Here is a 26,153-nt window from a genome sequence, read left to right on the forward strand (position 1 = left end):
GCCTTTTGATTGTTTCTAGGCGTGATTAAAGTGAGCTTATTGAAACAATAAAGGAAGTAAGGAATCAACATGAAATATATTAAACCATTACCACAACTATTAACTCAGAAACAGGTTTGTGAGTCTTTAAATGTAGGAAGAACATGGCTTTGGCGAGCAGAGACAGAAGGGCGTTATCCAAAAGGAACACGATATAGCAAAAGGTGTGTTAGGTATCACGCAGATCTTCACGAGCAGTTTATTAATGGCACTTGGGGAAAAGCAGCTAATGACGGTTAGTGCTCATTAGTTAGTTTTTTCATAAAAAAGGCTCCGATTATGGGGCCATTTTTATGTCATTCACAGTTTTCTTTCGTTAAGAGATTTAGTCATGGAACCAAAACAACATAAGCATATGAGCTGTTTTAGATTGGTAAAAGAATACAATGAAACGACCAGCAACGTTGTCCAACAACATTTAAAGGTTTATTACCCCTCTTCTTTAAAAGGTGTTTTAACGCATAATCAAACGCTACCTACGCTGCAACCTATATATCAAAAATTAATGCGGGGGTATTTAATAATATCTGTAGTCTTTACAGGGGATAGATATGCATATTAGTCAAACGCCTGTAATCAATTTTAATGGGACTTCATGGTTCGTACATGCCAGACCTTCAGGGATTTATACCGTCATGGCAAAGCGCTTTATTGAACAATTTATCAATATGCTTAGTCACTACAAACGTGTACACGTAATTAGATTTGATCTTCACCAACGTGATTACAATGCTGATAATCAACGTATGACCGTATTTAATCGCAGATTGTTTAAGCGCTTAAAACGACAGTATAAAATAAATAAAATTGGCTATTGCTGGGTCAGGGAGCAAGTTAATGCTGCAGCTCAGCACTATCACTATGCATTATTTCTAGATGGCCGTTGCATCCAATACCCACAAAAGGTTTTAGCATTAGTCGATAAAGTTTGGAGTGATATGGCTGGTTCTAGTTACACCCCAAAGAATTGTTACTATAACGCCACTCGAGGAGATTTTGATGTGATGCGGAAAATAGTTTATCGCATAAGTTACTTTGCTAAAGCAGCTGGAAAAGAAAGCAAACCATTTCAAACCAAAAACTACTCCTGCAGTAGAATAGGTTTTTTAAACAATCAATAGAAATTCAGTGATTGAACAGCCATTCTGTGAAGCATATAAACTTTGTGGCATATGATTACACCCGTAATTCAGTGTGGGTTAAGCTTTAGCATCGTACTATATTCATTCTTTTGGGCTCGAGGTTTTGAATGTCTACGAAAGTGTGTTCTTCATGTTTAAAGCGTATTGATTCGGCTAAATTCCAAACTCATTTGCTCAGTGAATGTGTTGTCAGGCACCCAAATAAAAAACAAGTGCTTGTTGTTGATCGATCTCATTCAAAAAAGGTAAAGGAAGCTAGTTTAGTAACAGCTTCGAATGAGGTTAAGAAGCCTATATGCCCGCACTGTTCAGTGACGCTCAAAGATGAAAATCGATTAGCTATACACTTATCTTCCAAATGCCCTAAAAGCCCTGCTGTGATTTTAAAAAAGAAACAACAAGCAAGAATACAACCTGTTTCCACACCTCCAGTAGCTCGAAAAGATGTAGATAGGCTGACTTATGTTCTAAAAGTAAAAAGTTCAGTAAGCACAGGAAAAGGCAAGCCAATATCAATCTATCCTTGCCCTCTTTGCAAATTGAAATTTGCCTCAAAAGATACGCTCGAACAGCACATGACAAACAGGTGCCCAATGGTTTCTGGTAACAAACCGCTTGTTAAGCTAAAACCAAAGAAGAAAAAGAAATCACCAAAAAAATCGAAACTAAGAGGTAAGAAATTAACCCAGCATGATGCCACAGTTCTCAAACAGGCACTGTCAATTAAAAGTAGTGATCCCGCTATTGCCGCTTTTCTCGAGAAAAACCCAGTAAAGGAACAAATCAGTCACTTTGGTGTACCGCAAGACAAGTACCGCCGCTCGGCATATGGTCGCAGTGGTATGGAGTACGACTCTTGGAGCCGAAATAAGTAACGGCATCAATAAAAGTGCAGTTAAGTTATTAACTGCCTTATTCCTCCATTGCCCCATTAGCAACTACACCGTAGAATCTGATGCAATAATGCATCTGTTATCGATACAGGCTCCAACTTCATTTTGGGTACATCAATGACCAACAAACTCTCTCTACAAACGCTTGAATCTTTCTTGTGGGAAACCGCCGATATCTTGCGTGGCAATATGGACGCGTCTGAATTTAAAGACTACATCTTCGGTATGATGTTCCTTAAGCGCTTATCTGATGCCTTTGATGAAGAACGTGAAAAAGTGATTCAGTATTACCTCGATAAAGGTAAAACACAGGCGCAAGCAGAAGAGTTAGCGGAAGATGAAGATGAGTACGACAATACCTTCTTTATACCTGCCGTTGCCCGTTGGTCAGCACTTAAAGATTTAAAGCACAACATTGGTGAAGGGCTGAATACCGCAGCTGAAGCGATTGAAGAACATAACTCCAGCCTTGAGGGCGTGTTAGTCACTATCGACTTCAATATTAAAAACAAGCTGTCAGATAAGAAGCTGCAAGACCTGTTATCGCACTTTAATCAATACCGTTTACGTAATGCCGACTTTGAGCGCCCTGATATGCTCGGTACGGCTTACGAATATCTGATTAAGATGTTTGCCGACAGTGCTGGTAAAAAAGGCGGTGAGTTCTATACCCCAAGTGAAGTAGTGCAGCTGTTGGTGTCATTGCTAAAACCTCATGCAGGTATGCGTATTTACGACCCAACCTCAGGTTCGGGCGGTATGTTGGTGCAAACTCGTAACTACCTCGCCAGTCACGGTGAGAACGCGGCTAACTTGTCACTGTTCGGACAAGAGATGAACCTGAATACTTGGGCAATCTGTAAGATGAACATGTTCCTACATGGGGTACACAGCGCTGATATTCGTAAAGGTGATACTCTGCGCGAACCTAAGCACACCCAAGGCGGTGAGCTAATGCACTTTGACCGCGTTATTGCTAACCCACCTTTCTCACTTAAAAAGTGGGGTAAGGATGAGTGCGACAATGACGGCTTTGGTCGTTTCCCTTATGGCACACCCCCAAAAGATGCAGGTGATTTAGCCTTCGTACAGCACATGATAGCCAGTACCAATAACGACGGTATGGTTGGTGTGGTCATGCCACATGGGGTGTTATTTCGTGGTTCAAGTGAGAAAGCCATTCGCCAAGGCATATTAGAAGATGACCTACTTGAAGCGGTTGTCGGTCTACCATCAGGCTTGTTCTACGGCACAGGTATTCCAGCGTGTTTGCTGATTATCAATAAGCAAAAGCCTGCCGCGCGTAAAGGCAGGGTGCTGTTTATCAACAGTGAGCTTGAGTTTGAAGAGGGCAAGAACCAAAACAAACTGCGCCCACAAGATATCGCCAAGATAGTCGAGACTTTTGACAATTACACCGAGCTGTCACGCTACTCAAAAGTGGTTGAGTTATCTGAAATCGCCGAGAACGATTACAACCTCAATATTCGCCGCTATGCCGACACCTCGCCACCAGCAGAGATCTTCGATGTGCGCGCCATACTGCACGGTGGCATTCCAGTGCGTGAAGTAGAAGATGAGTACATTCAAGAAGAAATTCTCAAAGGCTTTGATGTCAGTGTGGTGTTTGAGCCTAAAGCTGAAGGCTATTACGGATTTAAAGCCGAAATCGAAACCAAAGAACAGATCCGCCTGCTTGTAGAAAAGAGTGCTGAGAAATGTGTAGAAAACAGCCTTGAGCAAGTAAATTGCGAAAGTAGTGGGCTGACCACCATGGACGGCGGGAATCCCCCTACCTCAGCAGAGAGTGCAGGAGCAATTGTCGGCCAACTAGAGCGCTGGTGGAACAAGTACCAAGTATCGCTGCATCAGCTTGATGCTGAACTAGCGACCGCTGAGCAGGTGATGCAAGGCTACCTGAAGGAGCTGGGTTATGAGTAATCTGGTTCCTGAAGGGTGGGGAACTTTTCAGCTAGGCGACGTTGCTGATGTTCGAGGCCGAATTGGCTGGAAAGGTTATAAAACTACTGATTTAAGAGATAATGGACCTTTAGTTATCGGAGGTACTCAAATATCTAAGGAGCATAAATTAGATTTTCGTAAACCAGTGTATTTATCTCGTGAAAAATATGAGGAGTCCCCTGAGATAATGGTACACCCTGGTGATTTATTGCTTGTTAAAACAGGTAATACGATTGGTAAAATTGCTTTAGTTGGTAATATCGGTGAGGCTTGCATAAACCCTAATACGGTTATATTTAGAATCAAACCACCGTTGAACCAGTATGTGTACCAAGTGTTTACCAGCGAGAAGTATCAAAAGATAATATGGGATTTTGTTGCTGTAGGTGCACAGCCATCAGTAAATCAAGCCAATTTAAAAAGTATTCATTTTCTTACCCCCCCACTCCCTGAACAGCAAAAGATTGCTGCGATTTTGACGTCAGTGGATGAGGTGATTGAAAAGACTCAAGCGCAAATCGATAAGCTTAAAGACCTTAAAACCGCCATGATGCAAACACTGCTCACGAATGGTGTAGGCACTAAGCACCGCACTGGCGATGGAGAGAGTTACACCCCACACACCGAATTCAAAGACTCACCCGTCGGCAGAATCCCCAAGAGCTGGGAGGTTGTAACGCTTGAGAGCCTTGTTAAAGCGGAGAAGAAGATTACATATGGAATAGTTCAGGCAGGTCCACATTGTGAAGGTGGGGTTCCTTATATTAGAGTGTCAGATATGAGTTCAAGGCACTTAACTAGGAAGGGGATGCTTCTAACATCTTCTGACATTGCTAAAAAATATGAGCGTTCAGCTGTTTGTGCTGGTGATATTGTTTATGCGCTTAGAGGGATGATAGGTCATGTGCACATAGTGCCAAGTGAGCTTGAAGGTGCCAACTTAACTCAAGGGACTGCAAGAATATCCCCGAGTGAAGCAATTAATACTAATTACCTTTTATGGGCAATGCGTTCCCCCTATTTAATTTTACAAAATGAGCTTGAAGCAAAGGGCTCAACTTTTAAAGAAGTTACGCTTGCTAGTTTACGGAAAATGCAGATTGCAGTGCCTTCCGACAGTGAGCAACAATTTATTAGTGCAACCCTTTCTAGTATTGAATTAAAGATCTTTGCGGTTGAGGATAAGTTAGAACAATCAAAATCGCTCAAGAAAGCCCTGATGCAAGATCTGCTCACTGGTAAGGTGCGGGTTAAAGTCGATTAACAAGTCGCATAACTTAGCTATTGTAATAAGTCACAAGCCACATTAAGCACAACAGCAAGGATAACCATGAGCAAGGATGCTTTACCGCAACAATCACTATCGGCCTTATTGGATGACTCATTTAAACAGCTTGAATCTGAATATCAAGCAGGTCAGCCAATAGTATTTTCTACTGGATACATCAGTAACCTTTTTTTACCTCCCCCAGATGCAGTGCTTAAACTATTTGGTATTAGCAACCCAATGCTATTAGGCATTGAAGTTGCCGAGCAAGACTTGAACTTACCACTTGAGATTAAATCCAGTAGTCGACACAAGTTAACCACTTCGGGTGTTGGGTTGCCGTCAGTCAAAAAAATGTACCACTGGACAAGAGAATTGTTTAGTCGTGCTGTGACCAAGGGCCCTATTTTTAATGAGCAGGACTTTGTACAAAGCACGCAGGTCAACTCCAATGCATTAGGCTGGTACTCGTTACTCAATAACTCTGAGGATATGAAGAAGGCCAATATATCTGACGGTTTTAATGAGTTTCAACCTCTGCTCACTTTTTTTAGGAAGCGTTGCAAGGCTGATGTTGAGTGCTTTGAGCATATCAAGCAACAAGTTGATAAGCAGGGTGTTAAGTCGATAACCCTAGCTGAAAAATTACAGTTTCAGTCTCCTTTTTGGTTAATGTATTCAGAAGTAGAAAACTCTACATGGGAAGTGTTGATTAAGTTGTTGCTTCAGCATGAGCAGAAACCAATAAAAGATAAAGAGACGGAACTATTAACGTTTAGATGTGTTGTTAGATTACAATTGGATTTTTATCTGGAAGCTATCGCACACTATGAGGCTGGAGTTGTTCTAGCAAAACATGAAAATAAGGATGAGGTCGTTCAACCAAATGGCATGCTGACTAAAGGATTGATGTTGTATGCCGATGGGGTTGGTAAAACGTGTTTTGATGGTTTTTTGACAGAAATGATACGAGTTATAAATAAAATTCACGGTGATACAAGTTGGCGCACTGTAGCTGGTTGCATCGATATTGACGAGTCCGCTGCAACAGGAATGGGCGATAGCCTCAAAGATAGACAATACAATTGTCTGAAAGATTGGAGAAAAGGTAAAAATTTACCTTCATACAGTAAACTACAATGGTTTTTTATCCACTTGTTTGGTCTTGAAGATGCCGAGTTCATTGACATGATGCTTGCTTATAGCAAAATTGCTATAGGCTTAGATAGCTTATTTAATTCAATATGCACCAACTTTAAAGGCGCTCATTTTTCAGAACATGAGCTAGAAGGTATTTTAAAGCAAGTCTTAAAGGACTACCCTTCGTATTACTTACGTTGTATCGAACGTGAACTACAGGAAGTGACTGAAAATGAAGCCTAATAGTGATGGTAAGTATCTTTTTGAATCTATAGATTTTGACAGTCTGTTCTTACCATCGACACAGAGCGTTGCTCAATTGTTAGGTCTCCCTGACAATGCTGCTAAAACAATTCCTTTTTTTGAAAAGCATTATGGTGAACCGCTAAATGTTAGTAGAAGTTCACGTGCCGAAATGACAGGGAAAGGTGTTGCTAAACCGACATTTAAAAAGCTGATTAATTGGTTGACTTTGCTGGCAATTCCAGTGAATAAACTGGTTTATATGCCTGTAATGTTGAAAACAAATCGCGCAATTAAAGTTGGCTCTAATGCTGGACTTTGGTATTCAGCATCGCATGGTTTGAGGCTTTCTTTGGTTTTTAATCGTAATGATAATGAGCTAGTAACAGTATTTGACCTCATTGATTCGAGGGCTGAAGCTGATTACCTAATGCTAAAGTCGCTCAAGAATCAGGTAAAAGAAAAGCGTATTGAAAAAGATAATGCTTTTGCTATTTGGCAAGCTCAATTGCAAACATGGACTGAGCATAGCTTGGTACCAGTGGAGCAACTAGCTTGTTTATCAAGTTTTTCCCAGTCTCCTTCTTACCCCCATTTCTATTCAGAAGAGTATGGCATTGAAGTAGTCAAAGCCGTTTACTACCTCACTTTCGACTTCTACTTGTCAGCCATTGCGCACTATGAGCTTGGAATTTCACTTTACTATATTCGCTGTGGAATAAAAGATGCGAGTGAACCGCATAACAGCATAATTGCATCGGCTATCAACACTTATGTTGTTTCAGATGAGAGGTGTACTTGTTTTGGTGCTATGTTAAATGAGCTACGCACTATGTTGGCTAAAAAAGAGTTAGATTCGAGTTGGCGTGCATTGGCTGCATACATTGATATTGAAGAGTCTGGTGAATGCATAGAGGCGACAAAAGATAAACAATATCGGCAGCTTAAGGATTGGCGCAATGGCAAGAATATGCCATCTGCAAATAAGCTAAAGCAATTTGTATCAAACTTTATGAATGCATTAGGTGGTGATGATATAGAGACAATATTAGCACTTCTTCGTATTGCCAATGGTATAGATGCTTTAGTGGAGAAGCTGTTAAGGCAAGCTAAAGATAAGAAAGTTCTACTAATAATCGCAGAGGTATTATCTGATTACCCAAGATATTTTGAGCATTATAAGCAGAGCGCAATAAAAAGCATGCAAGCGAGTTAACTGGCCTGCATGCTTTGCGTGTTACAGATTAATCCTCAATCTGCTCTTCCCAGTCTTCAGGTCGTTCATCTTCGCCGCGACTGCCCCAATACTCGTCATTATTAGGATTAAGTTGGTTAGCATGGTTATCATCGTCATGTTTTGACATGATTAGTTACCTCCCTGTTTACCATTACCTGAGTTTTTAGCTGCCGCGCTTTGAGCTTTTGCTGCAAAGCTTCCTTTAGCAACATTACCACTAGCTCGCTTTGCTGCTGCACTTTGAATGCGAGCGGCTGCTTCCGGTGTCATTGGGGTTTTGTTAGTACTCATTTTTGTATCTCCAAATTATAAGTGATGTTGGTAGAAGCCTCTGCCAACGCCACGAATAATGCCTGAGTATTTTGTGCTTGCAGTGGGGGGGAAGATGTCCAAATTGCAATTAATTTTTGAATGAGTCGGCATATCTCTAAAGTAAGTGTTTATATGAGGTGTCTAGTGTTGTTAAATGCAGGGTATCTGCTTTCTAGACAGTAACCATTGAGAGCGCTTAATCAATTATTTCCGCAAGGATAAATTTAGTACATTACTTATGGGTATTTAAATGGGAACAGGTCAGAATTATTATGCTGTTTTAGGCATATTGCCCACAGCAGAGTTGGTGGTTATTAAGGCTGCTTATAAGGCAATGATGAAGGTTTATCATCCAGATAAGTACCACGGTTCTAAAGAGTATGCTCACCAGAAGTGTTTAGAAATTAGTGAAGCATATCGAGTACTCAGCGATTTAGGCCAAAAAGCGGAATATGATGCAGGACAAGATTTTTCATTTACTCAAGAAGATGAGTCTGGCACAAATGAGAATTCAAATACGGCATCACATGCTCTTGATGATGATTGGAATATTGCCGCTAAGTATCAACCTAACATCAAATCATTAGAAGCAAGTCTTCGGCGGATCTCAGTTCCACTGGCTTTTTCTTTTAGGGCAAAGCTTCTGGAGGAGAAACTATTTAACGACGCTAAAGAATTAGCAAACCAAATGGAAAATCGCTTTCTCACTACATATTTTGGCACTAATCCTAAAATTAAGCAGTTTGCCATAGCATTATTGGTTGGGGGTCATCGGGGGCCTGCAAAAGAGCTAAATAAAGTCGTCACTGTACTCGGTAGCCAAATTAATGCGGATTCGATTATTAAACAAATTTGTGATGACTTTAAATTAAATATTTACAGCTCAGAGAGTAGTGAAGTAAAAAAAACATCGTCAACAACTTCCTCGAAATCTATGTCAGGCAGTCTGATATCGGGAGTGATAATTGGCGGTACTGGCTTGATAATAATTAGCCTAGCTCTAATTTTTGCCGGTGCTATTTGATTTACTCTTGCCCATGAATTTAATTAAACGTATTGATAGCTGAAACCTCTGCAGATGATGGAAAATAAGTAAACAAAGAAGAGATGGTAATAATTTGAATCTTTTTAAGTTATCTAGAGTTGACTGGCTGTTTCGGTAGGTAACTCAGTGTAGTATCGATAACTAAGTTAAACGGCTGAAATTAAGGGATTAATAATATGCTAAAAGCGATTTTGCACGGTAAGGCAGGGCGCATTGAACATAATGAAGATGAGTCGGTGAGTTGGTCTAGTCTATTTCAGGCCCGTGAAGATTTGCTGACTTCTTCCGTATTTGAGCGCTTTGCCTATTTGTCTGAGGTTGTACAGGCCTGTTTGCTTAAACATTGGTTTAAGACTTATCAGGGTATTCTTCCTGATGGGTTTGGTGAGTTTAAAGGCATTAGCTATTGGCCTCGTTATATTCATGAGCACTCTTCTGGCACTAACCAAGTTGAACCAGATTCTATTTTTCACTTTGATGAGTGCAGTATTATTGTTGAGGTTAAACCACCAGCGGGTGGGGACCAATATTTTGAGCAATGGCAAAAAGAAATTGAGTCGTTTATTCAATCAGAGCAAGGCCAAGATAAACCATTGTACTTTTTGGCTATAGGCCGAATTAGGCAAGCTGATGCAAGAGATTGGGCGATACCTCTTTTGGCAAAAGTGGATAGTTTAAAAGCGGTTGCTGCATTGGAGTGGCCTAGCGTAACCGAGCATATCATTGCTTTAACCAGTGACGATGGCATGGGCGATAAACCGGTAGTGTCTAAGCAAGATAGGTTTATTTTGCAGGATATTTTAGAAGGGTTAAGTCTTTACGGTTTACAGGTATCACCGTTTAAATGGTCACAGCTCAAAGCTGATGTATTTCCCAAATTATCTCTTAATCATGGGCTATTACAATAAGAAAGGAGTCAAAATGAGCAATAGTGAAATGGATGATCTTTTTACACAGGTTAGAACTGCCCATCGGCTACTGGCAGCTTATTACCAACGTTTACTCCCCGTCATAGAAAACATAGCGCTTGAAGCCGATACTGAATTCTATTTTTGGTCGCCTCATCGTTTTTCATCCCCAGGTCAAAGCAATGCAAACCCATTTAAAAAGTGGCAGTGGGATCTACTTCCTGCAGCTGTGACTCGTTATGTTTTTAAGCATGTAAATGACTTAAAAAGAATCACTAAGGGAGATTACATCATTGAGTTTTTGGTTATTAATGATTCTGGGATAAACGATGAAAAAAGTAAAAGCCAACCAGATGCATTAACGTTGAAAGTGGATGTTAAGGAGGCTGAAAGTATTCTAAAACTTGCTGTTTATCGTGCTGTACAGGATGAAGCTTCAGACTTTTATAAGAAGTGGAATTCGATTAGTTATCCTGACTATAGTGATTCGGTAGACGTTAAATTAGACCATCAATTTATCTCAGCAGGCTTTGAAGTGCCTTTAAATTTGTTGATGAGTGATAGTGGTGTTCATTCCGTCAAGGCTAAAATAGATCAATACCTTTTGATAACACAAGAAGCAGTTACTGCGTATAGCGCTGATAGTGGTATTTAAATGCAAAATAATGAATTTGACAAAGTAGAAGCTCCAGCAATTTCACAATTAGTGAGTTTGGGTTGGCAGTATATTCCAGGGAAAATGCTATCTCCTGAGCATGGAAATGCTGAGCGGGTTTACTTGCGAGATGTGGTGTTAGTTAAACGCCTTGAAGTTGCGATAAAGCGGATTAATCCGTGGATAAGTGATGAGAACCTTCGCAAAGTATCCCGTGAGGTGACTCACCCAAATTTTGCAGCGTTAATGGAATATAACCATGCGTTTTATCAAACCCTTGTTAGCTACTTATCGGTTGAACAAGATTTAGGTAAAGGACGAAAAGGGCAAACCGTTAAGCTGGTGGACTTTGAACAACCTGAAAACAACGAATTTATCTGCACTAACCAATTCAAAATTGAAGGTGTTAATCAGCGTATTATTCCTGATATTGTCTGCTTTGTTAATGGCATTCCACTAGCCGTTATTGAATGTAAGTCACCCTATATATCCAGCCCGATGAGCGAAGGTATTAACCAACTTCGTCGCTATGCTAATTTACGTCACAGTGAAGATGATGAAGGCGCTGAAAAGCTGTTTTGGTATAACCAGCTCATGGTATCTAGTTGTCGCGATCAAGCTAAAGTCGGCACTATTAGTTCAAGTGCACAGCATTATGGTGACTGGAAAGATGCTTACCCTTTCAGTGATGAGGAGTTAGCGCAACGATCATTGCAGGACAATGTTGTTGGCTTGAATTCACGAATGAGCATCGAACAACCTGAAGATGCTTTAACCACTGAAGATGAACTTGAGTCGCCAGATGTATTGCAAAAAGTGGCAGAGCCTGCTGCTCAGTATCAACGGTCTTCTTCGCAATATGACAAGTCACCAGCCAACTACGACTCGCTTACTAATGTGACCGCGCAGCAACGGCTCTTAGCTGGCATGTTTAGCAAAACTAACTTCTTAGATATTCTGCAAAACTTTATTTTGTTTGAAACTGATGATGGACGCTTGATTAAGAAAGTGGCTCGTTATCAGCAGTATCGTGCGGTAAATAAGGTTATTGAAAGACTCAAGAGTGGCATTGATAGAAAAGAGAAATCTGGTGTTGTTTGGCATACCCAAGGTAGCGGTAAGTCATTAACCATGGTGATGTTGGCTGTTAAGATGCGCCGAGACCCTGAGTTAAAGCAATACAAACTAGTATTCATTACTGATAGAACTCAGCTTGATTCGCAACTTTCTGACACTTTTCGTGATGCTCAAGGCGAAACGGTTTATAACGCTGGCTCTGTGGCACAGTTAAAAGAATTACTTAAAAAAGACAGCTCTGATCTTGTTACGGCTATGGTGCAGAAGTTTTCAGACTTAGAAAAAGAACAAGCAAAGCAAAAAGGCGTTGCTGCAGGTTTTACCGACCTTAATCCGAGTGACAAGATTATTGTACTTGCAGATGAAGCACATCGAACCCAATTCGGCGGTTTGGCAATGACCATCAATGCGGCATTACCTAATGCGCCTAAGATAGGTTTTACTGGTACGCCATTGCTTAAAACCCAAAAGATGGGACAAGCTTTCGGTGGTTATATCGATGAATACAAGATTAACCAAGCGGTAGAAGATGGCGCTACTGTAAAGCTGTTATATGAAGGGCGAGAAGTGATATCTGAGGTTGCTGGTGAGTCTCTGGACAAACTGTTTGAAGAATACTTTGGTGATTACACTAAAGAAGAACAGCGTGAAATCAAAAAGAAGTATGGTGTTGAGCGTGCTATACGAGAAGCCCCTGCCCGTATTCGTTGGGTGTGTTTAGATTTGATTAAGCATTACAAAGAGCATATTCGTCCAGATGGTTTTAAAGCCATGATTGTAGTGGGTAGCCGTCATGCTGCGGCTATTTTCAAAAAGACCTTAGATGAATTAGGTGCGCCACCTTCAGAAGTAATTATATCGGGTGATCATAATGATGAAGCTTATATTGCTAAGCACACTGATAAGGTGCATCAAAAGCAGGTCATTACAAACTTTAAAAAGCCATTTGGAATCGATAAACAAGGCACGGATGTAAAGAATCGAAAGTTTGATAACACTGCCTTTCTTATCGTAAAAGATATGCTGTTAACAGGCTTTGATGCGCCAATTGCACAGGTAATGTATATCGACCGTAAGCTACAAGATCACACCTTGATGCAAGCCATAGCCCGTGTGAACCGAACCTATAAAGGGAAAAATTGTGGTTATGTTGTCGATTACCACGGCTTAGCAACTTATTTAACCGAAGCATTAGAGTTATTTAGCAGTGAAGATGTTGAGGGGACGATTCAAAGTCTTAAAGATGAAATCCCGAAGCTTAAAGCCAAGCATACCGTTGCGATATCATTTTTTAAAAATGTGAAAAGTGACGATATTGATGATTACGTACTTATTTTAAAAGACGAAACCACTCGTGCTCAGTTTGATATGGCCTTTAAACAATTCGCCAAGCAATTAAATGTGATTCTGCCTGATGCGGCAGCTGCCCCGTTTATTGCTGATATGAAACTATTAGGTAAAATTCATAATGCTGCAAAGACGTTATATCGTGATGCAGGCTTAGATATGCATGAGATAGGCGAGAAGGTTCGTCAGCTGGTGGATGAACATATTCTAAGTACGGGTATCGACCCTAAAATCCCCCCTGTTGATTTGTTAGCCGCCAATTTTAAAGAGAGCATTAAACCTACTAAATCAGATGAATCAAAAGCATCTGAAATTGAAAGTGCCATAAAGCATCACATCACTATTAACCTTGATGAAGACCCTGAGTATTACCGCTCTTTAAGCCTACGTTTACGCGATATTATTGAGAAAACTCGTGGAAAATGGGCGCAACAATGTGAATTACTGTTTGAATTTTCTAGCGATATCGCGAGTACTCATAAACAGGCTGCAGACGATGTTGGTCTGAGTGAAACTGAATATGCTTTTTACGGTATTTTGATCGCTGAAGTCACGCAAGTTAGTGATGGTGATGTGTTAGATGAGTCAGTGCATGATGCGATTAAATCAACAACGCAAACGCTGGTGGCGATGTTTGATGAAGCGACTGAAATTATCGACTTTTTCAGTAAAGAAGATGAAGTAAAACGCATGAAGAAAGAAATTAAGCGAGCAGTACTAGAGCAACCATTTGGTGATAAACCATTAGTGTTAATACTACAAGATCGCTTTATGGAATTAGCTAAGACTAAGTTTGGGAATAAATAACGATGAGTGTTATTAAGCCTGAACAAATTGAGGTTAACGGACTTTATGTTGATGTTATTCGCACCAGTAGAATAAAGACAGCTTCGATTAAAGTTGAAGACGGCTTAGTGTCAATTGTTGTCCCCAAGGCGCTTGATATAGAACGTGTCCACCAGCTGGTGGCAGAAAAGCGTCAATGGATAATACAAAAAATCGCGTTGCATGATGCCTCACTCCCCGCTAGTACGAGAGAGTTTATTTCTGGTGAAGCCTACGCCTATTTAGGCCGTAACTATCGACTAAAGGTTGTTTGTGGTGACTATGTACCCGTTAAGCTTTATCAAGGGCGTTTAGTTGCGACATTACCTGATGGAGCAAAGCGCAGCAACTTAGTACGTGATGCGTTGATTCGCTGGTACAAGCTTAATGCCTTACGCAAGATTAAAGAGAAGGTTAGGCGCTATTCAAAAATAATGGGGTTAGAGCCTAAGTCTGTAGGTATTAAGACGTTTAAAAGCCGCTGGGGGAGCTGTAGCCCTAAAGGCGAACTCGACTTTAATTGGATTATTGTTATGGCACCGAATCGTGTCGTTGATTATGTGGTAATCCATGAGCTATGTCATTTAAAGCAGTTAGACCATTCGCCTAAGTTTTGGAAAGAAGTTGAACGGATAATGCCTGATTACGCTGAGCATAAAGAGTGGCTCAAGGTTAACTCAGGAAGATTAGTTGTGTAGTTTATTTAATCATTTAAGGAATTGTAATTATGCTAATTACAGATTGTATTCCAACGGTAAAGTCGCTTATTGAACAAGGTGCTATATCAGTCTCAGGTCATGATGAATTAATAGAAAAATTTTCTGAGTTCATTTCTCTTAAAGGCTTCCATTTTGATACATCAAAGATCAAATTTGGACCTAACTTAACCCATTTAGAAGATGAAATATATTTAGATTTATTCAAAAAAAATCAAAAAGATAGGGACTCTTATGAGGTTCTATATTCTTTAGATTTTAGCGATAGAATTAGTCTTACAGCCCATTGTCATAGTGAACAGGGCAAAAGTTTACACTTACTGTTTACTGCTGAAAATACTCCCGCCTTAGATAAAAATGCACTTTTTGAAGCCCTTTACCAGTTACTTGATAACTCTCAGTATTTCTTAGTCTGCCAGAAATGCAATCAGCTGGTAGATTCAAAGTTAATAGACATTAGAACAGAGCCTGTTTGTGCTGTGGGTTCGTGTTCAAAAACTTTTAAGCAAGTTTTTGATGTCAGCAAAATCGATAGAATTACTTCTTCTAGGTACGATGAGATTAGAGTCGCAGTGTTTGACGATGAGATTGTCATATTTAATGCAGTTACCTTTTGGCCACATCCACATGAAAGCTTCCCAGGCTTGGATATCAAAGAGACCCTACCTTTATCATCCACGCCAGCAGAAGTCCGCGCTTTAAAAGCCGAAATAGAGGCGGAACAAAAATTTCCTGCCGATTGTTTTTATTGCAAAGAAGAAGTATCAGAAGGTAAAGGCATGGAACTCAGTGATTTTATCAACAAAGAAACTAATGAGGTGATTTGTTATGGATGTGCGACGGAGCACCATAACGTCATATATTAATTGTGTTTAAATGACGTTAGTTATTGTATTCATTAAAACTTAATTCTGTTATCTCAGTAGTAGCTTGTGAAGGAGTAAGTATGAGCTTGAGCAGTCAGTTGTTAGATGGTCAGTGGTTAAAATATGCATATGAAACAAATTGGCTAGGTCGGCAATTTGATATTCTAAATGATGAGAATAAACATTTAGAAGCACATTACTATGATGAGGATACTAAGGAATATAACGCTAATTTTGAGACATTGTATTCAGAAGGTAAGTACTCCGCAGCAGCATTTATTCTTATCCAAACTTGGGATGAGGAAGAAGATACTCGCCCTATCAAGGTTGCTATAAAGCAAGGCTCTGTTGAGCTTGCTATCTCGGTACTTGCTTTTCAAAACCTAAATTCTAATTGCGCTGATAATGACTATTTAGCGATGGCTTTGGCTTACGGGCGCCGTGACATTTTCAATCTATTGATGCTTCATCCTGAAGTTAATGTTTATTCTAGCTATGAAGTAGACAAAGAGAATCGTGAAATCGCTGAATTCTGTGGTGTTCATGATTGGTTTGATTATTTTACACCTCATATTTGGCTTATGGAGGAGCAATATAGCTTCTTGTACCCAAACCTTAATATTGATTGGGAAACACCTGTGAGTGGTCATCAAGGCTCTCCCTTGATGATTGAATTATATCGTAAACGTGATTTTTCGTTGATGAGCAGATTAGTTGCAGCTGGTGCAGATATTAATCCTAAAGTGTCTGAGTTTGATAATGAAAGCTTGGTTCATTTAGCTATTCACGATTGGCAAGATGATGAGCCTGATAGTCAGCGGGGGTTGAGGTGGCTTGCTAGGTATATCTCATTTTTGAATGATGATGGTTGGGACGGTCTTGATGTTCTTTCTGAGTTGCTAGGAAGGGAAGAGTTTTATGAACCTAGTCCACTAATTAGAAAGTTATTTAATCTAAGAATGTTGGATGATTCTGAATCTGATTTAGAAGATCGAGATATGGAAATCTATGATTTAAAAAAGATGAATGATGATTTAGGAGCTTTGCTTAGCAAGGAGCCTGCTCACCCTATTCATTATCAACAAAAGCCTATATCAATTATGGATGACCTATTGAGGCTTGAGATAGTTAAGTTAAGTCATGGTGTTATTGATATTGAATGTGGTGTGACTGATAAAGGAATTGAGTTTGGTGTTCTCTATGAAGGGCAAAGCTTCGTCAATAGAGTTCTTTTGCCAAACCAAGTTCTTCATGAACTGGGCATATTGATGCCATCTAAATTGCGATTTATGACGATGTTTCAACTTCAAGCTGCTCTATTAGGTTGCACCACAAACGTTTATGTAGCAGTAAATATTCTGGCAGAAGACAAAGGCTTTACAGTATTCAATAGCGTCAAAGGGTGCCGAATTGCCAGTAATATGCGTTTTTCAGTCGTTAACGATATTCTAGCTTCAGGAGGGATAACTGATCCAAGCCTATTGTCTGATAAGCTTTTCGATGAGCTGAATGCATATGATACGTTACGTCGAAAGTTGAGCGATCAAAAAAACCTTCAAACACTTTTCACAGTTGATGATTTAGAAGAAGTACTTGATTACCGTAAAGAGGGGAGAGGTAGTGAGTCTCAGTTAAGTATAGAAAGGACAATTATAGGGGAATTCGATGTCATTTTAGTTCATTGTGAAATTGAAGGTAAAAAAGCGACGCTTGATTATCGCGTTAAAAATGGCGAACCGTTTGAAGATTGGGTTGAAATATTATTTCAAGCTCCGATAGCTGTACCCTGCGTTGAGTGCGGTTCTATAGGATTCGGGCATGCTTTTGCCTATGAAAAAGTATGTATGGAATGTATTAATGCGTAGAGCTATCAACTAACAAAAAAACAGCACCCATTTGAGTGCTGTTTTTGTTTAAGGCATCAAGCCAAGCGGTACTGAGTTTTACGATATTTCTTCCAGTTACGCTGCTCTTTAGTCAGGTAACTATTTGTTGTGTCTATTCCATGCGGGAAACAATGAGCACAACCCATATCCTCACCAACACAGATGCGGGAAACTTGTCTACCTGACACTTTATGTGGCATAGCAGCCAGTCCTGCTTCATTGATACCGTAAAAACGTATAAGTCGAACTTCTTTTTTCATGTCTCTCTCCTAGGGAATACCTAGAACAGAGCGCCTTTTTTAAATCGAATTAGCATTAATGCTCCCATATTTGGTAGTTCACTAAGCTTGTTTAGGTTATCGCATTTCATACGTTCTTGATACAAAGCCACGACGTGGAATCATTAAATTGTGTCATTTCAATAGTTGATGGTAGTGAGCCCTAAACCATTGAGTCTTATCTATGGGTAGAGATATTTTAATGAAACCTAAACAATCTGAAAATCTGTTTCTAAAGAGAAAAGGATCATTGAAAGTGGTCAAAACGAAACGGAACAGGAGTTTCGTGATCCATTTTAAAAATGAATTGTTTCCCCTCTGTTTTACTTCAGTTTATTGCTCAAACTATATTAGGAACATTTGAAGTTGTGTGATTTTACCAGTATTGAGTTCAGTATTTAGTAAAGATATTGAGACGAAAACTTTAGTTAAGTGAATTGCATTAGCTATTACTTTAGCTGTGACAACGTTAAATATTGAGAATGAGATAACTACATTGAGTAGCAACTTGAGTAGCAAGATAACAAAAAAGGGCTAACCATTACTGATTAACCCTTTTTAATACAACGAATTAAGAATTTCTTCTTAGTTCATGCCGTATTTTTTTAATTTCTTACGTAAAGTACCACGGTTGATACCTAACATGTTCGCAGCACGTGTTTGGTTACCACGAGTGTGTTGCATGATGATGTCTAGTAATGGTGCTTCAACTTCGCTTAAAACCATTTCATATACTTCAGACGCTTCTTGACCGTCTAACTGAGAGAAGAAGTTTGTTACTGCACGCTTTACTGCGTCACGTAATAGTTGTGGCTTGATTGTACCGTTAGCGGTTTCAATCTTACCTACGGTTAGCTGGTGAACTTCTGTGTTAGTAGTTGTCTGATCAAACATTCTATTCTGCTCTTTATATTAAAAATTTACTAATTCATCAAAGTAACATTCCACAAGGGAATATTGCTGTTCAGCGGTTTCAAGCCTATTAAAGTCAGCACGGAACTGTCGCTGTTCTTCTTGGTTTAGGTACCATCCCATATGCTTTCTCGCAAATCGGACACCTTTGTATTCGCCGTACAATTCGTACAATTTGTTCAGGTGTTCGAGCATGATTTCTCGTTGCTCGCTCGCCTCAACTGGCGGTAATTTTTTACCTGTTTCCAAGTAGTGGTGAATTTCTCTAAAAATCCACGGTCTGCCTTGGGCTCCTCGTCCTACCATCAAAGCATCGGCGCCTGTGTAATCTAAGACAAACTTAGCTTTTTCAGGACTGTCGATATCTCCGTTAGCAACAACAGGGATTGAGACATTTTGTTTTATTGCTTTAATCGTGTCGTATTCGGCAAAGCCTTTATACATGCATTGTCTCGTTCTGCCATGAACGGCGAGCGATGCAATACCACAATCTTCAGCAATATGGGCAATTTCAACACCATTACGATGTTCAGGTTGCCAACCTGTGCGGATCTTAAGTGTTACAGGGACATCAACTGCACTAACAACAGCCTGTAAAATCTCTTTCACTAGCTGGGGATCTTGCATTAATGCCGAGCCTGCAAGCTTCTTATTCACTTTTTTTGCCGGACAGCCCATATTGATATCAATGATATGCGCACCTTGTTCAACGTTGAACTGGGCGGCATTTGCCATTAAATCAGGATCTGCACCCGCAATTTGTACTGAGCGAATACCTTCTTCACCAGAATGCATCATGCGCTGGCGGCTTTTATCTGTATCCCAAACATCAGGATTAGATGAAAGCATTTCTGATACTGCTAGGCCTGCGCCATAGCGTAAACAGAGGTTTCTAAAAGCGCGATCGGTGACACCTGCCATTGGTGCCACGATCAGCTGATTGCTCAGTTGATAAGGGCCAATTTGCATTGAGTTAATCACCTTGCTCGTCAAAGGGGCGCTATATTAGCCCTTTTTTGCGCTGCTGAAAAGGTCAATAAATGAACTAAATGTAACTTTTTTTCTTGACTTTTAGTTGGGGAGTCGTAATAGCCCCTTTTGGCAGAGATCTAGCTGCCATAAGGGGTGTACTGCCTTTACCGTTATTTACGTGTACCTGTCAAGCGGCTCCAGTCTTCTTTGTGAGCCGCTTCATCCATGATGAACCATTGACTGTAAAATTGTGATATTTCTTCTGCTTGCTCTTGTAGCAGGCCTGACAGGGCTAATTTACCGCCTGTTTTAACCTTTTCTGCAATTAAAGGCGCTAATTCACGTAATGGGCCAGCAAGAATGTTAGCAACCAAGATATCTGCTTGCAGATTATCAGGTTGGTTCTCTGGTAAATATAGCGCTAATTTATCTGCTACGCCGTTACGTTCTGAATTGGCAGTTGATGCATCAATCGCTTGATAATCAATATCAACACCTGTGACAGTCTTAGCACCAAGTTTTAGTGCTGCAATGGCTAAAATGCCTGAGCCACAACCAAAATCGATCACTTCTTTATCAGATAAATCTAAGCTATCTAACCACTCTAAACATAATGCGGTAGTTGGGTGGGTACCTGTTCCGAAGGCAAGACCTGGATCAAGAATAACGTTAACAGCATCAGGCTCAGGAATATCACGCCAGCTTGGGCAGATCCATAAGCGGTTACCAAATTTAATCGGGTGAAAGCTGTCCATCCATTCACGAACCCAATCTTTATCTTCAATCTGTTCGATTTTATGTGTAAACCCTTTGCCTAGATAAGGCAGGGTTTCTAAAAAGCTCACTGTCGGAGCTAAGTCGGTGCCAGCATCAAACAGGGCAATCACGATAGTGTCTTGCCAAAGTGGCGTTTCACCTAATTTGGGTTCGAATATCGGTGTGTCTTTACCATCTTCATAGGTAATTGATACAGAACCTTGCTCCATTAAGAGGTCGCCAAGCGCGTCGGCATGGTCGCTGTGAGTACTAATGCGAAGTTGAATCCAAGGCATGGAGTTTTCCTATGAGAATAATTTAATGGCCTATTGTACCTGCTTGGCGGGTAAAACAGCAGCACTTGATAGTGAAATATTGCTCAATTGCATTGAAAGGGCCATTTTCACACCTTTTGCTACTGGTTAATCTTTAAGCTATTAATATCCATGATGAAATCACCATATTCATCTGTTTGTTTGAATGTCACGATAAATTTATGAAACATAAGGTAAATTTTGAGTTCTTAAATTTGAACAATCTGTGACTGTGATCAACTTCTAAAAGACGGTGAATGCAGGGTGAGCTTGATCACGATTTAATTTTCTAGCACAAGGAGAAATAGTGATAACTGATAAGCTGAAATCACCAGCAATATGTCATTAACAGGCATGAGAACTATGACAGCTTCATCACAAACACAAAATCAAAAAATACATGACGTATCGTCAAAAGGGTATTTGAACCCCATTTGGGCTGCCAGAGCGGATAAATTACAAAGTGCTACCGGGTTGTTGTTAGGCTTCTTCATCATTATGCACTTGCACTTTGAGTCGAGCATCCTAATCAGTAAAGAGGCCTTTTATCATGTGGGTCACTTTCTAGAAGGTGGCATCTTTAGCGAAACAGGACATGGCTTCCCTGTACTAACCAAATTTATCTCTGCCTTCATGTTAATTGTGGTGATTATTCATGCTGCATTTGCCTTGCGCCGTTTTCCTGCGCAAATTCAGCAATGGCGAGCGCTTCGCAGTCAAATGACAATCATGCCTCACCAAGATACAAAAATTTGGTTCTGGCAGCTGATCACAGGCTTTTTATTATTCTTCCTCGCGCCTGTTCATCTCTATGACATGATCACTAATCCTGCGATTGGGCCACATTTATCGGCTGAACGTGTTTACCACCAAGATGTGTGGATGCTGTATGTATTACTGCTTCCTGCCGTTGTTATTCATGCCATGTTCGGCTTATACCGTGTTGCCGTTAAGTGGGGCGTTACCACTAAACGTATGGCAGCGTTAAAACTTGCCAAGTTTATGGTGATTTACTTGATGATTATTGGTATCGCAAGTTTGATGACTTACATCGTGATTGGTCAATCGTTGGAGTTACCAGTGACTCCTTTTGTGCCGAGCTAGAAGCTTAAGAGTTTTAGGTTAATGAGTCACCTATGCCATTAACCTCGTATCGAATTTAAGGAATACCCGTGAAAATAATTTATACAGACTCATTAGTCGTTGGCGCAGGCCTTGCTGGTTTGCGCGTTGCTATTGCTTCAAAAGAACGTGGTTTAGATACCGTGGTGTTATCGCTTATCCCTGCTAAGCGCTCTCACTCTGCAGCGGCTCAAGGTGGCATGCAAGCGAGCCTTGGTAACACTGTAAAAGGAATGGGTGATGATGAAGATGTCCATTTCCAAGATACTGTAAAAGGTTCTGATTGGGGCTGCGATCAAGACGTAGCAAGAATGTTTGCCCATTGCGCGCCAAAAGCGGTGCGTGAACTGGCTAACTGGGGCGTACCTTGGTCACGTATTACTGCTGGCGATCGCCAAGTGGTAGTGAATGCTGAAAAGGTCACGATTACCGAAGCTGAAAAAGCCCATGGTTTAATTAATGCCCGTGATTTTGGCGGGACTAAAAAATGGCGTACTTGCTATACCGCTGACGGTACAGGTCATTCATTGTTATATGCAGTAGATAATAAAGCCATTGAAATGGACATTCCTGTTCATGAACGTATTGAAGCTTTATCACTTATCCATGACGGCAAACGCTGTCACGGTGTGATTGCTCGCTGCCTAGTGACTGGTGAGCTGCGCGCTTACATTGGTAAATCGACCACTATTGCCACAGGTGGTTATGGGCGTATTTACGAAGTGTCTACCAATGCAATCATCTGTGAAGGTATAGGCCAAGCATTGGCATTAGATACAGGCGTTGCCGCTTTAGGCAACATGGAAGCGGTGCAGTTCCACCCAACAGCGATTGTGCCAGTAGGGATTTTAACCACAGAAGGGTGTCGTGGTGATGGCGGATTGCTGCGTGATAAAGATGGTCATCGCTTTATGCCTGACTATGAGCCTGAAAAGAAAGAGCTTGCATCACGTGACGTAGTATCACGGCGCATGACCGAGCATATGCGTAAAGGTAAAGGGGTTGATAGCCCTTATGGCCCTCACTTATGGCTCGATATTACTCTGCTTGGCCGCAAGCATGTTGAGACCAATTTACGTGAGGTCAAAGAGATTTGTGAAAACTTCCTCGGTATCGACCCTGCGAAAGATTGGATCCCAGTCAGACCGACTCAGCATTACTCAATGGGCGGTATTCGTACTAATGCTACCGGTGAAAGTCCGCAGCTTGCAGGTTTATTCAGTGTCGGTGAGGCAGCCTGTTGGGATATGCATGGCTTTAACCGTTTAGGCGGTAACTCACTAGCAGAAACCGTAGTTGGCGGCATGATTATCGGTAAGTATGTCGCTGATTTTTGTGAGAAGAATACCCTAGAGATTAATACACAAGTCATCGATGACACCATGTCAAAATTACAAGGCGAAATTGATGAGCTATTAGTCGGTGAAGGCACTGAAAACGTATTTGATATCAAACTCGCTATGCAGCGAATTATGATGAATTATGTGGGTATTTTCCGTAATGGCCCTGAGCTTGAAAAAGCCGTCAGCGAGCTAAAAGACCTGCTGAAACGCAGTAAAAATATCGGTCTTAAGTGCAAAAAACGTCACGCTAACCCTGAGCTAGTTGAAGCATTAAGAGTCCCGCGTATGCTGCGTGTTGCCCTAACGGTTGCATGTGGCGCGAATGCGCGCACAGAAAGCCGTGGTGCCCATGCCCGTGAAGATTACCCGCAACGTAACGATAAAGAGTGGCTAAACCGCACACTATCAACATGGCCAGATGAAAATGCACTTGAGCCAGAACTACATTACGAGCAACTTGATGTGATGAAGATGGAGCTGCCACCAGGCTATCGTGGCTATGGTAATGATAATGCGGTTGCACACCCTGATACCGCAGCGCGTGAAGCGCAGATTGCAGAAATTCTTGCTGAATTAGGTGATGATGCCGACCGCTTTGATAAACAAGCAGCCATCATGCCATTCGATTTACCTGAAACATTACGTCCTCGTAATGAAAGATTAAGTGACACTAGTGCAGTGTCGGGAGAGAAGTAATGAGTAGCCCACGTACTATCAGTTTTGAAATCTTTCGATACGATCCGCAAGATCCTAACGATAAGCCAAAAATGGTGACTTACGAGATCACTGAAGCGCCAGGAATGACAGTGTTTATTGCTTTAAACCTGTTGCGCGAACAGCAAGATCCTTCTTTGCAGTTTGATTTTGTTTGCCGTGCGGGTATCTGTGGCAGTTGTGCGATGGTGATTAATGGTAAACCAACATTGGCTTGTCGTACGTTAACGGCAAACTTTGCCGATGGAAAAATCAAGTTAATGCCTTTACCAGGATTCGAGCTAATTGGCGATTTATCGGTGAATACTGGTAAGTTTATGCGTGAGCTGGCAGAGCGTTTACAACTGTGGCTGCAACCAGACAGTAATGACATCGACATTCACCGCTTAGAAAACCCAATGGATCCAGCTGAAGCGGCTAAGTTATATGAATTAGAGCGCTGCGTTGAATGTGGTGTGTGTGTTTCTGCGTGTGCGACCAAACAAATGAAAGACACCTTTGTTGGCGCAGTGGGTATGATGAAAATCGCTCGTTTTGAAATGGATAGCCGTGATACCCGCACAGCGGAAGATTTCTATCATGTGATTGGTAATCAAGATGGTGTATTTGGTTGTATGACATTATTGGGTTGCCAAGATGCTTGCCCAAAAGATTTACCGCATATGCAGCAAATTGCCTATTTACGCCGTAAAATGGCGCAAACGATAGTGAGTTGTTAATTAATCGCTAAACATTTAAAAGCCGCATATCTGCAGAGGTAAGCGGCTTTTTTGTTTGTCATTTTAATAAATCAACGTCGTGGCGCTTAGTTCACACCAGATTCAGATTGCAGGTTTCTTTCCTTTATTTCCAAACTCCGTTTGGGTTAACGTCGTGGCGCTTCGCCCACACCAGAGTCAAGGGGGAAAGCGCTTGTCCCCCTTAACAAACCCTCAGCGCCCCTAACGAAAAATGCTGGAAAGCGCATAATTTTCGATGGGGATTGATCCAGCTTTAAACTTCGTTTGTTGCTAACTTCAGACTTATTCGAAAATGCTAACGCTTCCGATGGTGCATCCATGCACCGCGAAAGCTATGCTCACATCCATGTGAGAATCACGCTATTTTCTTCAACGTCCTCAATTCAAATTGAGCCTTTTAGTTCTTTAAATTGTCACGAATACAGTCAAATCGAAGAGGCAATAATCGCAGTGTAGATGCGTTCAAGACCTTCGAAAACATGGATGTTTTCGCAGAGCCCACATGGATGTGTTTACGGCGTGTCTTGGATGTATCTGCATAAAAGGTCTCTCTTTCACATCCATGTGATCGCGACATTCGTATATCCTATACAGCATCTGCGGTAGGCAATGGATTAAGTTGAAGTGATAATTTAAGATAACCTAACCAATAAAAACGAAGTAAAAACATTGAATTAAGCACATAGGCTGTATTAAAGTAAAACCACTTAAGGGTAGAGTTGATTAGTCTCGAAGATAATCACCAAGCGGAGCATCTAGGGAAGAAAGCTCATTTAATAATGATGTATTAAACAACTCCCATATAAAGTTTACTCTGACTAGACTAATTTTGGCATGACTAATTCCAGAAGGCATCATGGATGTTTATGAGTAAAAAAATATTATTAATCAATATTTTAATCTTTTGTGTTGTATCAAGTATGCTTTCTGCGGCTTCTCTTTATGAAAAAGTTACAGATGAACAATATTTGAAATTAGAGTTTCTGCCTTTATGTACAAGTGAGGGACAAACGATTTTTCAAATTACTAATGTTTCCGGTCAAAAGTTGCTGGTAGATCCAGCTTTTATGGAAGTAGATAAATATGATGCTCATCGATTTGGAATTGATTTAGTCAATCTCACTATTTCTGATAGTTACCCGAAAATGACTAGTAAGGCATATGTCGGTGGTCAAGGTGACTGGTATCCAATGGAGGCTGGTGAAGTTATACAGCACAAAATTGATTTTAGGGAATATGCAGTATCGCCTCTTGATACTTCAGCTCAATATATGCCAGCTTTCAATGGAATGCCCATCAGGGTGATAACGACTATAGAAGGAAAGAAAGTAACCATGTTTAACGGTGTTTTCGATACAACATTTAGCAGTCAGTTTGGTCCAGAGTGTTGGAAGTAATAAAAATTAAGGCGCTTCGCCTCGCTTATTATGTAGAATTAGCTA

At 40.7% G+C, this 26,153-nt stretch carries 24 protein-coding genes; 19 read left to right on the forward strand and 5 right to left on the reverse strand.

All coding sequences use genetic code 11. The features are described from left to right. Nucleotides 1-69: 69 nt before the first annotated feature. The 8 genes from A9267_RS11675 (at nt 70) to A9267_RS11710 (ending at nt 7,902) form a co-directional block, all read left to right on the forward strand. Nucleotides 70-279: a helix-turn-helix transcriptional regulator gene (locus A9267_RS11675; RefSeq protein WP_065109293.1), complete on the forward strand. Its 210-nt coding sequence runs from the start codon at nt 70-72 to the stop codon at nt 277-279. A 91-nt stretch (nt 280-370) separates the two neighbouring features. Beyond that, nucleotides 371-601: a hypothetical protein gene (locus tag A9267_RS11680; RefSeq protein ID WP_065109294.1), complete on the forward strand. Its 231-nt coding sequence runs from the start codon at nt 371-373 to the stop codon at nt 599-601. Beyond that, nucleotides 591-1,160, forward strand: a complete 570-nt coding sequence (locus A9267_RS11685; protein ID WP_065109295.1) for a YagK/YfjJ domain-containing protein — start codon at nt 591-593, stop codon at nt 1,158-1,160. The genes A9267_RS11680 and A9267_RS11685 overlap by 11 nt, the downstream gene beginning before the upstream one ends. A 128-nt stretch (nt 1,161-1,288) precedes the next feature. Continuing rightward, the gene (locus A9267_RS11690; protein WP_065109296.1) at nt 1,289-2,056 is read left to right on the forward strand and encodes a hypothetical protein; all 768 of its coding nucleotides are present in this window, start codon (nt 1,289-1,291) and stop codon (nt 2,054-2,056) included. Between the two features lie 135 nt (nt 2,057-2,191). Further along, the gene (locus tag A9267_RS11695; RefSeq protein WP_065109297.1) at nt 2,192-4,015 is read left to right on the forward strand and encodes a type I restriction-modification system subunit M; all 1,824 of its coding nucleotides are present in this window, start codon (nt 2,192-2,194) and stop codon (nt 4,013-4,015) included. Next, nucleotides 4,008-5,300, forward strand: coding sequence for a restriction endonuclease subunit S (locus A9267_RS11700; RefSeq protein WP_065109298.1), 1,293 nt, complete (start codon nt 4,008-4,010; stop codon nt 5,298-5,300). Before A9267_RS11695 ends, A9267_RS11700 begins: the two co-directional genes overlap by 8 nt. Nucleotides 5,301-5,366: 66 nt before the next feature. Beyond that, entirely contained in the window at nt 5,367-6,686 is a 1,320-nt protein-coding gene (locus A9267_RS11705) for a hypothetical protein (RefSeq protein ID WP_065109299.1), read from the forward strand. Further along, on the forward strand, nt 6,676-7,902 hold the full coding sequence (locus tag A9267_RS11710; protein WP_065109300.1) for a hypothetical protein: 1,227 nt from the start codon (nt 6,676-6,678) through the stop codon (nt 7,900-7,902). The genes A9267_RS11705 and A9267_RS11710 overlap by 11 nt, the downstream gene beginning before the upstream one ends. Before the next feature lie 150 nt (nt 7,903-8,052). On the opposite strand, the gene A9267_RS21535 is transcribed toward A9267_RS11710, so the two are convergent. Then, nucleotides 8,053-8,214 carry a hypothetical protein gene (locus A9267_RS21535; protein ID WP_082972347.1) on the reverse strand — a complete coding sequence of 54 codons (162 nt, stop codon included), beginning with the start codon at nt 8,212-8,214 and terminating at the stop codon, nt 8,053-8,055. Nucleotides 8,215-8,485: 271 nt separating this feature from the next. Here A9267_RS21535 and A9267_RS11715 point away from each other — a divergent pair, with 271 nt between their 5' ends. From A9267_RS11715 to A9267_RS11745, 7 genes are all read left to right on the forward strand, one after another. After that, nucleotides 8,486-9,259 (forward strand): J domain-containing protein, encoded by a 774-nt coding sequence (locus tag A9267_RS11715; protein ID WP_065109301.1) that lies wholly within the window; start codon nt 8,486-8,488, stop codon nt 9,257-9,259. A 197-nt stretch (nt 9,260-9,456) separates the two neighbouring features. Next, nucleotides 9,457-10,188: a hypothetical protein gene (locus A9267_RS11720; RefSeq protein WP_065109302.1), complete on the forward strand. Its 732-nt coding sequence runs from the start codon at nt 9,457-9,459 to the stop codon at nt 10,186-10,188. A 13-nt stretch (nt 10,189-10,201) separates the two neighbouring features. After that, nucleotides 10,202-10,843, forward strand: a complete 642-nt coding sequence (locus A9267_RS11725) for a hypothetical protein (protein WP_065109303.1) — start codon at nt 10,202-10,204, stop codon at nt 10,841-10,843. Next, on the forward strand, nt 10,844-14,074 hold the full coding sequence (locus A9267_RS11730; protein WP_065109304.1) for a type I restriction endonuclease subunit R: 3,231 nt from the start codon (nt 10,844-10,846) through the stop codon (nt 14,072-14,074). It abuts the gene before it with no gap. Nucleotides 14,075-14,076: 2 nt separating this feature from the next. Then, nucleotides 14,077-14,790 carry a M48 family metallopeptidase gene (locus tag A9267_RS11735; protein ID WP_065109305.1) on the forward strand — a complete coding sequence of 238 codons (714 nt, stop codon included), beginning with the start codon at nt 14,077-14,079 and terminating at the stop codon, nt 14,788-14,790. A 29-nt stretch (nt 14,791-14,819) separates the two neighbouring features. After that, the gene (locus A9267_RS11740; RefSeq protein WP_065109306.1) at nt 14,820-15,674 is read left to right on the forward strand and encodes a hypothetical protein; all 855 of its coding nucleotides are present in this window, start codon (nt 14,820-14,822) and stop codon (nt 15,672-15,674) included. Between the two features lie 80 nt (nt 15,675-15,754). Then, nucleotides 15,755-17,539, forward strand: coding sequence for a hypothetical protein (locus A9267_RS11745; RefSeq protein WP_065109307.1), 1,785 nt, complete (start codon nt 15,755-15,757; stop codon nt 17,537-17,539). Nucleotides 17,540-17,595: 56 nt separating this feature from the next. Here the strand turns inward: A9267_RS11745 and A9267_RS11750 are convergent, their stop codons facing one another. The 4 genes from A9267_RS11750 to prmA form a co-directional block, all read right to left on the reverse strand. Continuing rightward, entirely contained in the window at nt 17,596-17,820 is a 225-nt protein-coding gene (locus A9267_RS11750; protein ID WP_065109308.1) for a phosphate ABC transporter substrate-binding protein, read from the reverse strand. A 603-nt stretch (nt 17,821-18,423) separates the two neighbouring features. Further along, nucleotides 18,424-18,732, reverse strand: coding sequence for a DNA-binding transcriptional regulator Fis (fis, locus tag A9267_RS11755; RefSeq protein ID WP_055023591.1), 309 nt, complete (start codon nt 18,730-18,732; stop codon nt 18,424-18,426). An 18-nt stretch (nt 18,733-18,750) separates the two neighbouring features. Further along, nucleotides 18,751-19,719, reverse strand: coding sequence for a tRNA dihydrouridine synthase DusB (gene dusB, locus A9267_RS11760; RefSeq protein WP_055023590.1), 969 nt, complete (start codon nt 19,717-19,719; stop codon nt 18,751-18,753). Between the two features lie 173 nt (nt 19,720-19,892). Further along, nucleotides 19,893-20,774 (reverse strand): 50S ribosomal protein L11 methyltransferase, encoded by an 882-nt coding sequence (gene prmA, locus A9267_RS11765; protein WP_065109309.1) that lies wholly within the window; start codon nt 20,772-20,774, stop codon nt 19,893-19,895. A gap of 381 nt (nt 20,775-21,155) precedes the next feature. On the opposite strand from prmA, the gene A9267_RS11770 reads away from it, so the two are divergent. From A9267_RS11770 to A9267_RS11785, 4 genes are all read left to right on the forward strand, one after another. After that, nucleotides 21,156-21,896, forward strand: a complete 741-nt coding sequence (locus A9267_RS11770; protein WP_065109310.1) for a fumarate reductase cytochrome b subunit — start codon at nt 21,156-21,158, stop codon at nt 21,894-21,896. A gap of 68 nt (nt 21,897-21,964) precedes the next feature. Beyond that, entirely contained in the window at nt 21,965-23,953 is a 1,989-nt protein-coding gene (locus A9267_RS11775; RefSeq protein ID WP_065109311.1) for a fumarate reductase flavoprotein subunit, read from the forward strand. Continuing rightward, the gene (locus tag A9267_RS11780; RefSeq protein ID WP_065109312.1) at nt 23,953-24,690 is read left to right on the forward strand and encodes a fumarate reductase iron-sulfur subunit; all 738 of its coding nucleotides are present in this window, start codon (nt 23,953-23,955) and stop codon (nt 24,688-24,690) included. The genes A9267_RS11775 and A9267_RS11780 overlap by 1 nt, the downstream gene beginning before the upstream one ends. An 887-nt stretch (nt 24,691-25,577) precedes the next feature. Then, nucleotides 25,578-26,108 carry a hypothetical protein gene (locus tag A9267_RS11785; RefSeq protein WP_156669159.1) on the forward strand — a complete coding sequence of 177 codons (531 nt, stop codon included), beginning with the start codon at nt 25,578-25,580 and terminating at the stop codon, nt 26,106-26,108. Nucleotides 26,109-26,153: the final 45 nt, after the last annotated feature.

It is taken from the genome of Shewanella sp. UCD-FRSSP16_17, from assembly GCF_001675935.1.
In the GTDB taxonomy this organism is placed as follows: domain Bacteria; phylum Pseudomonadota; class Gammaproteobacteria; order Enterobacterales; family Shewanellaceae; genus Shewanella; species Shewanella japonica.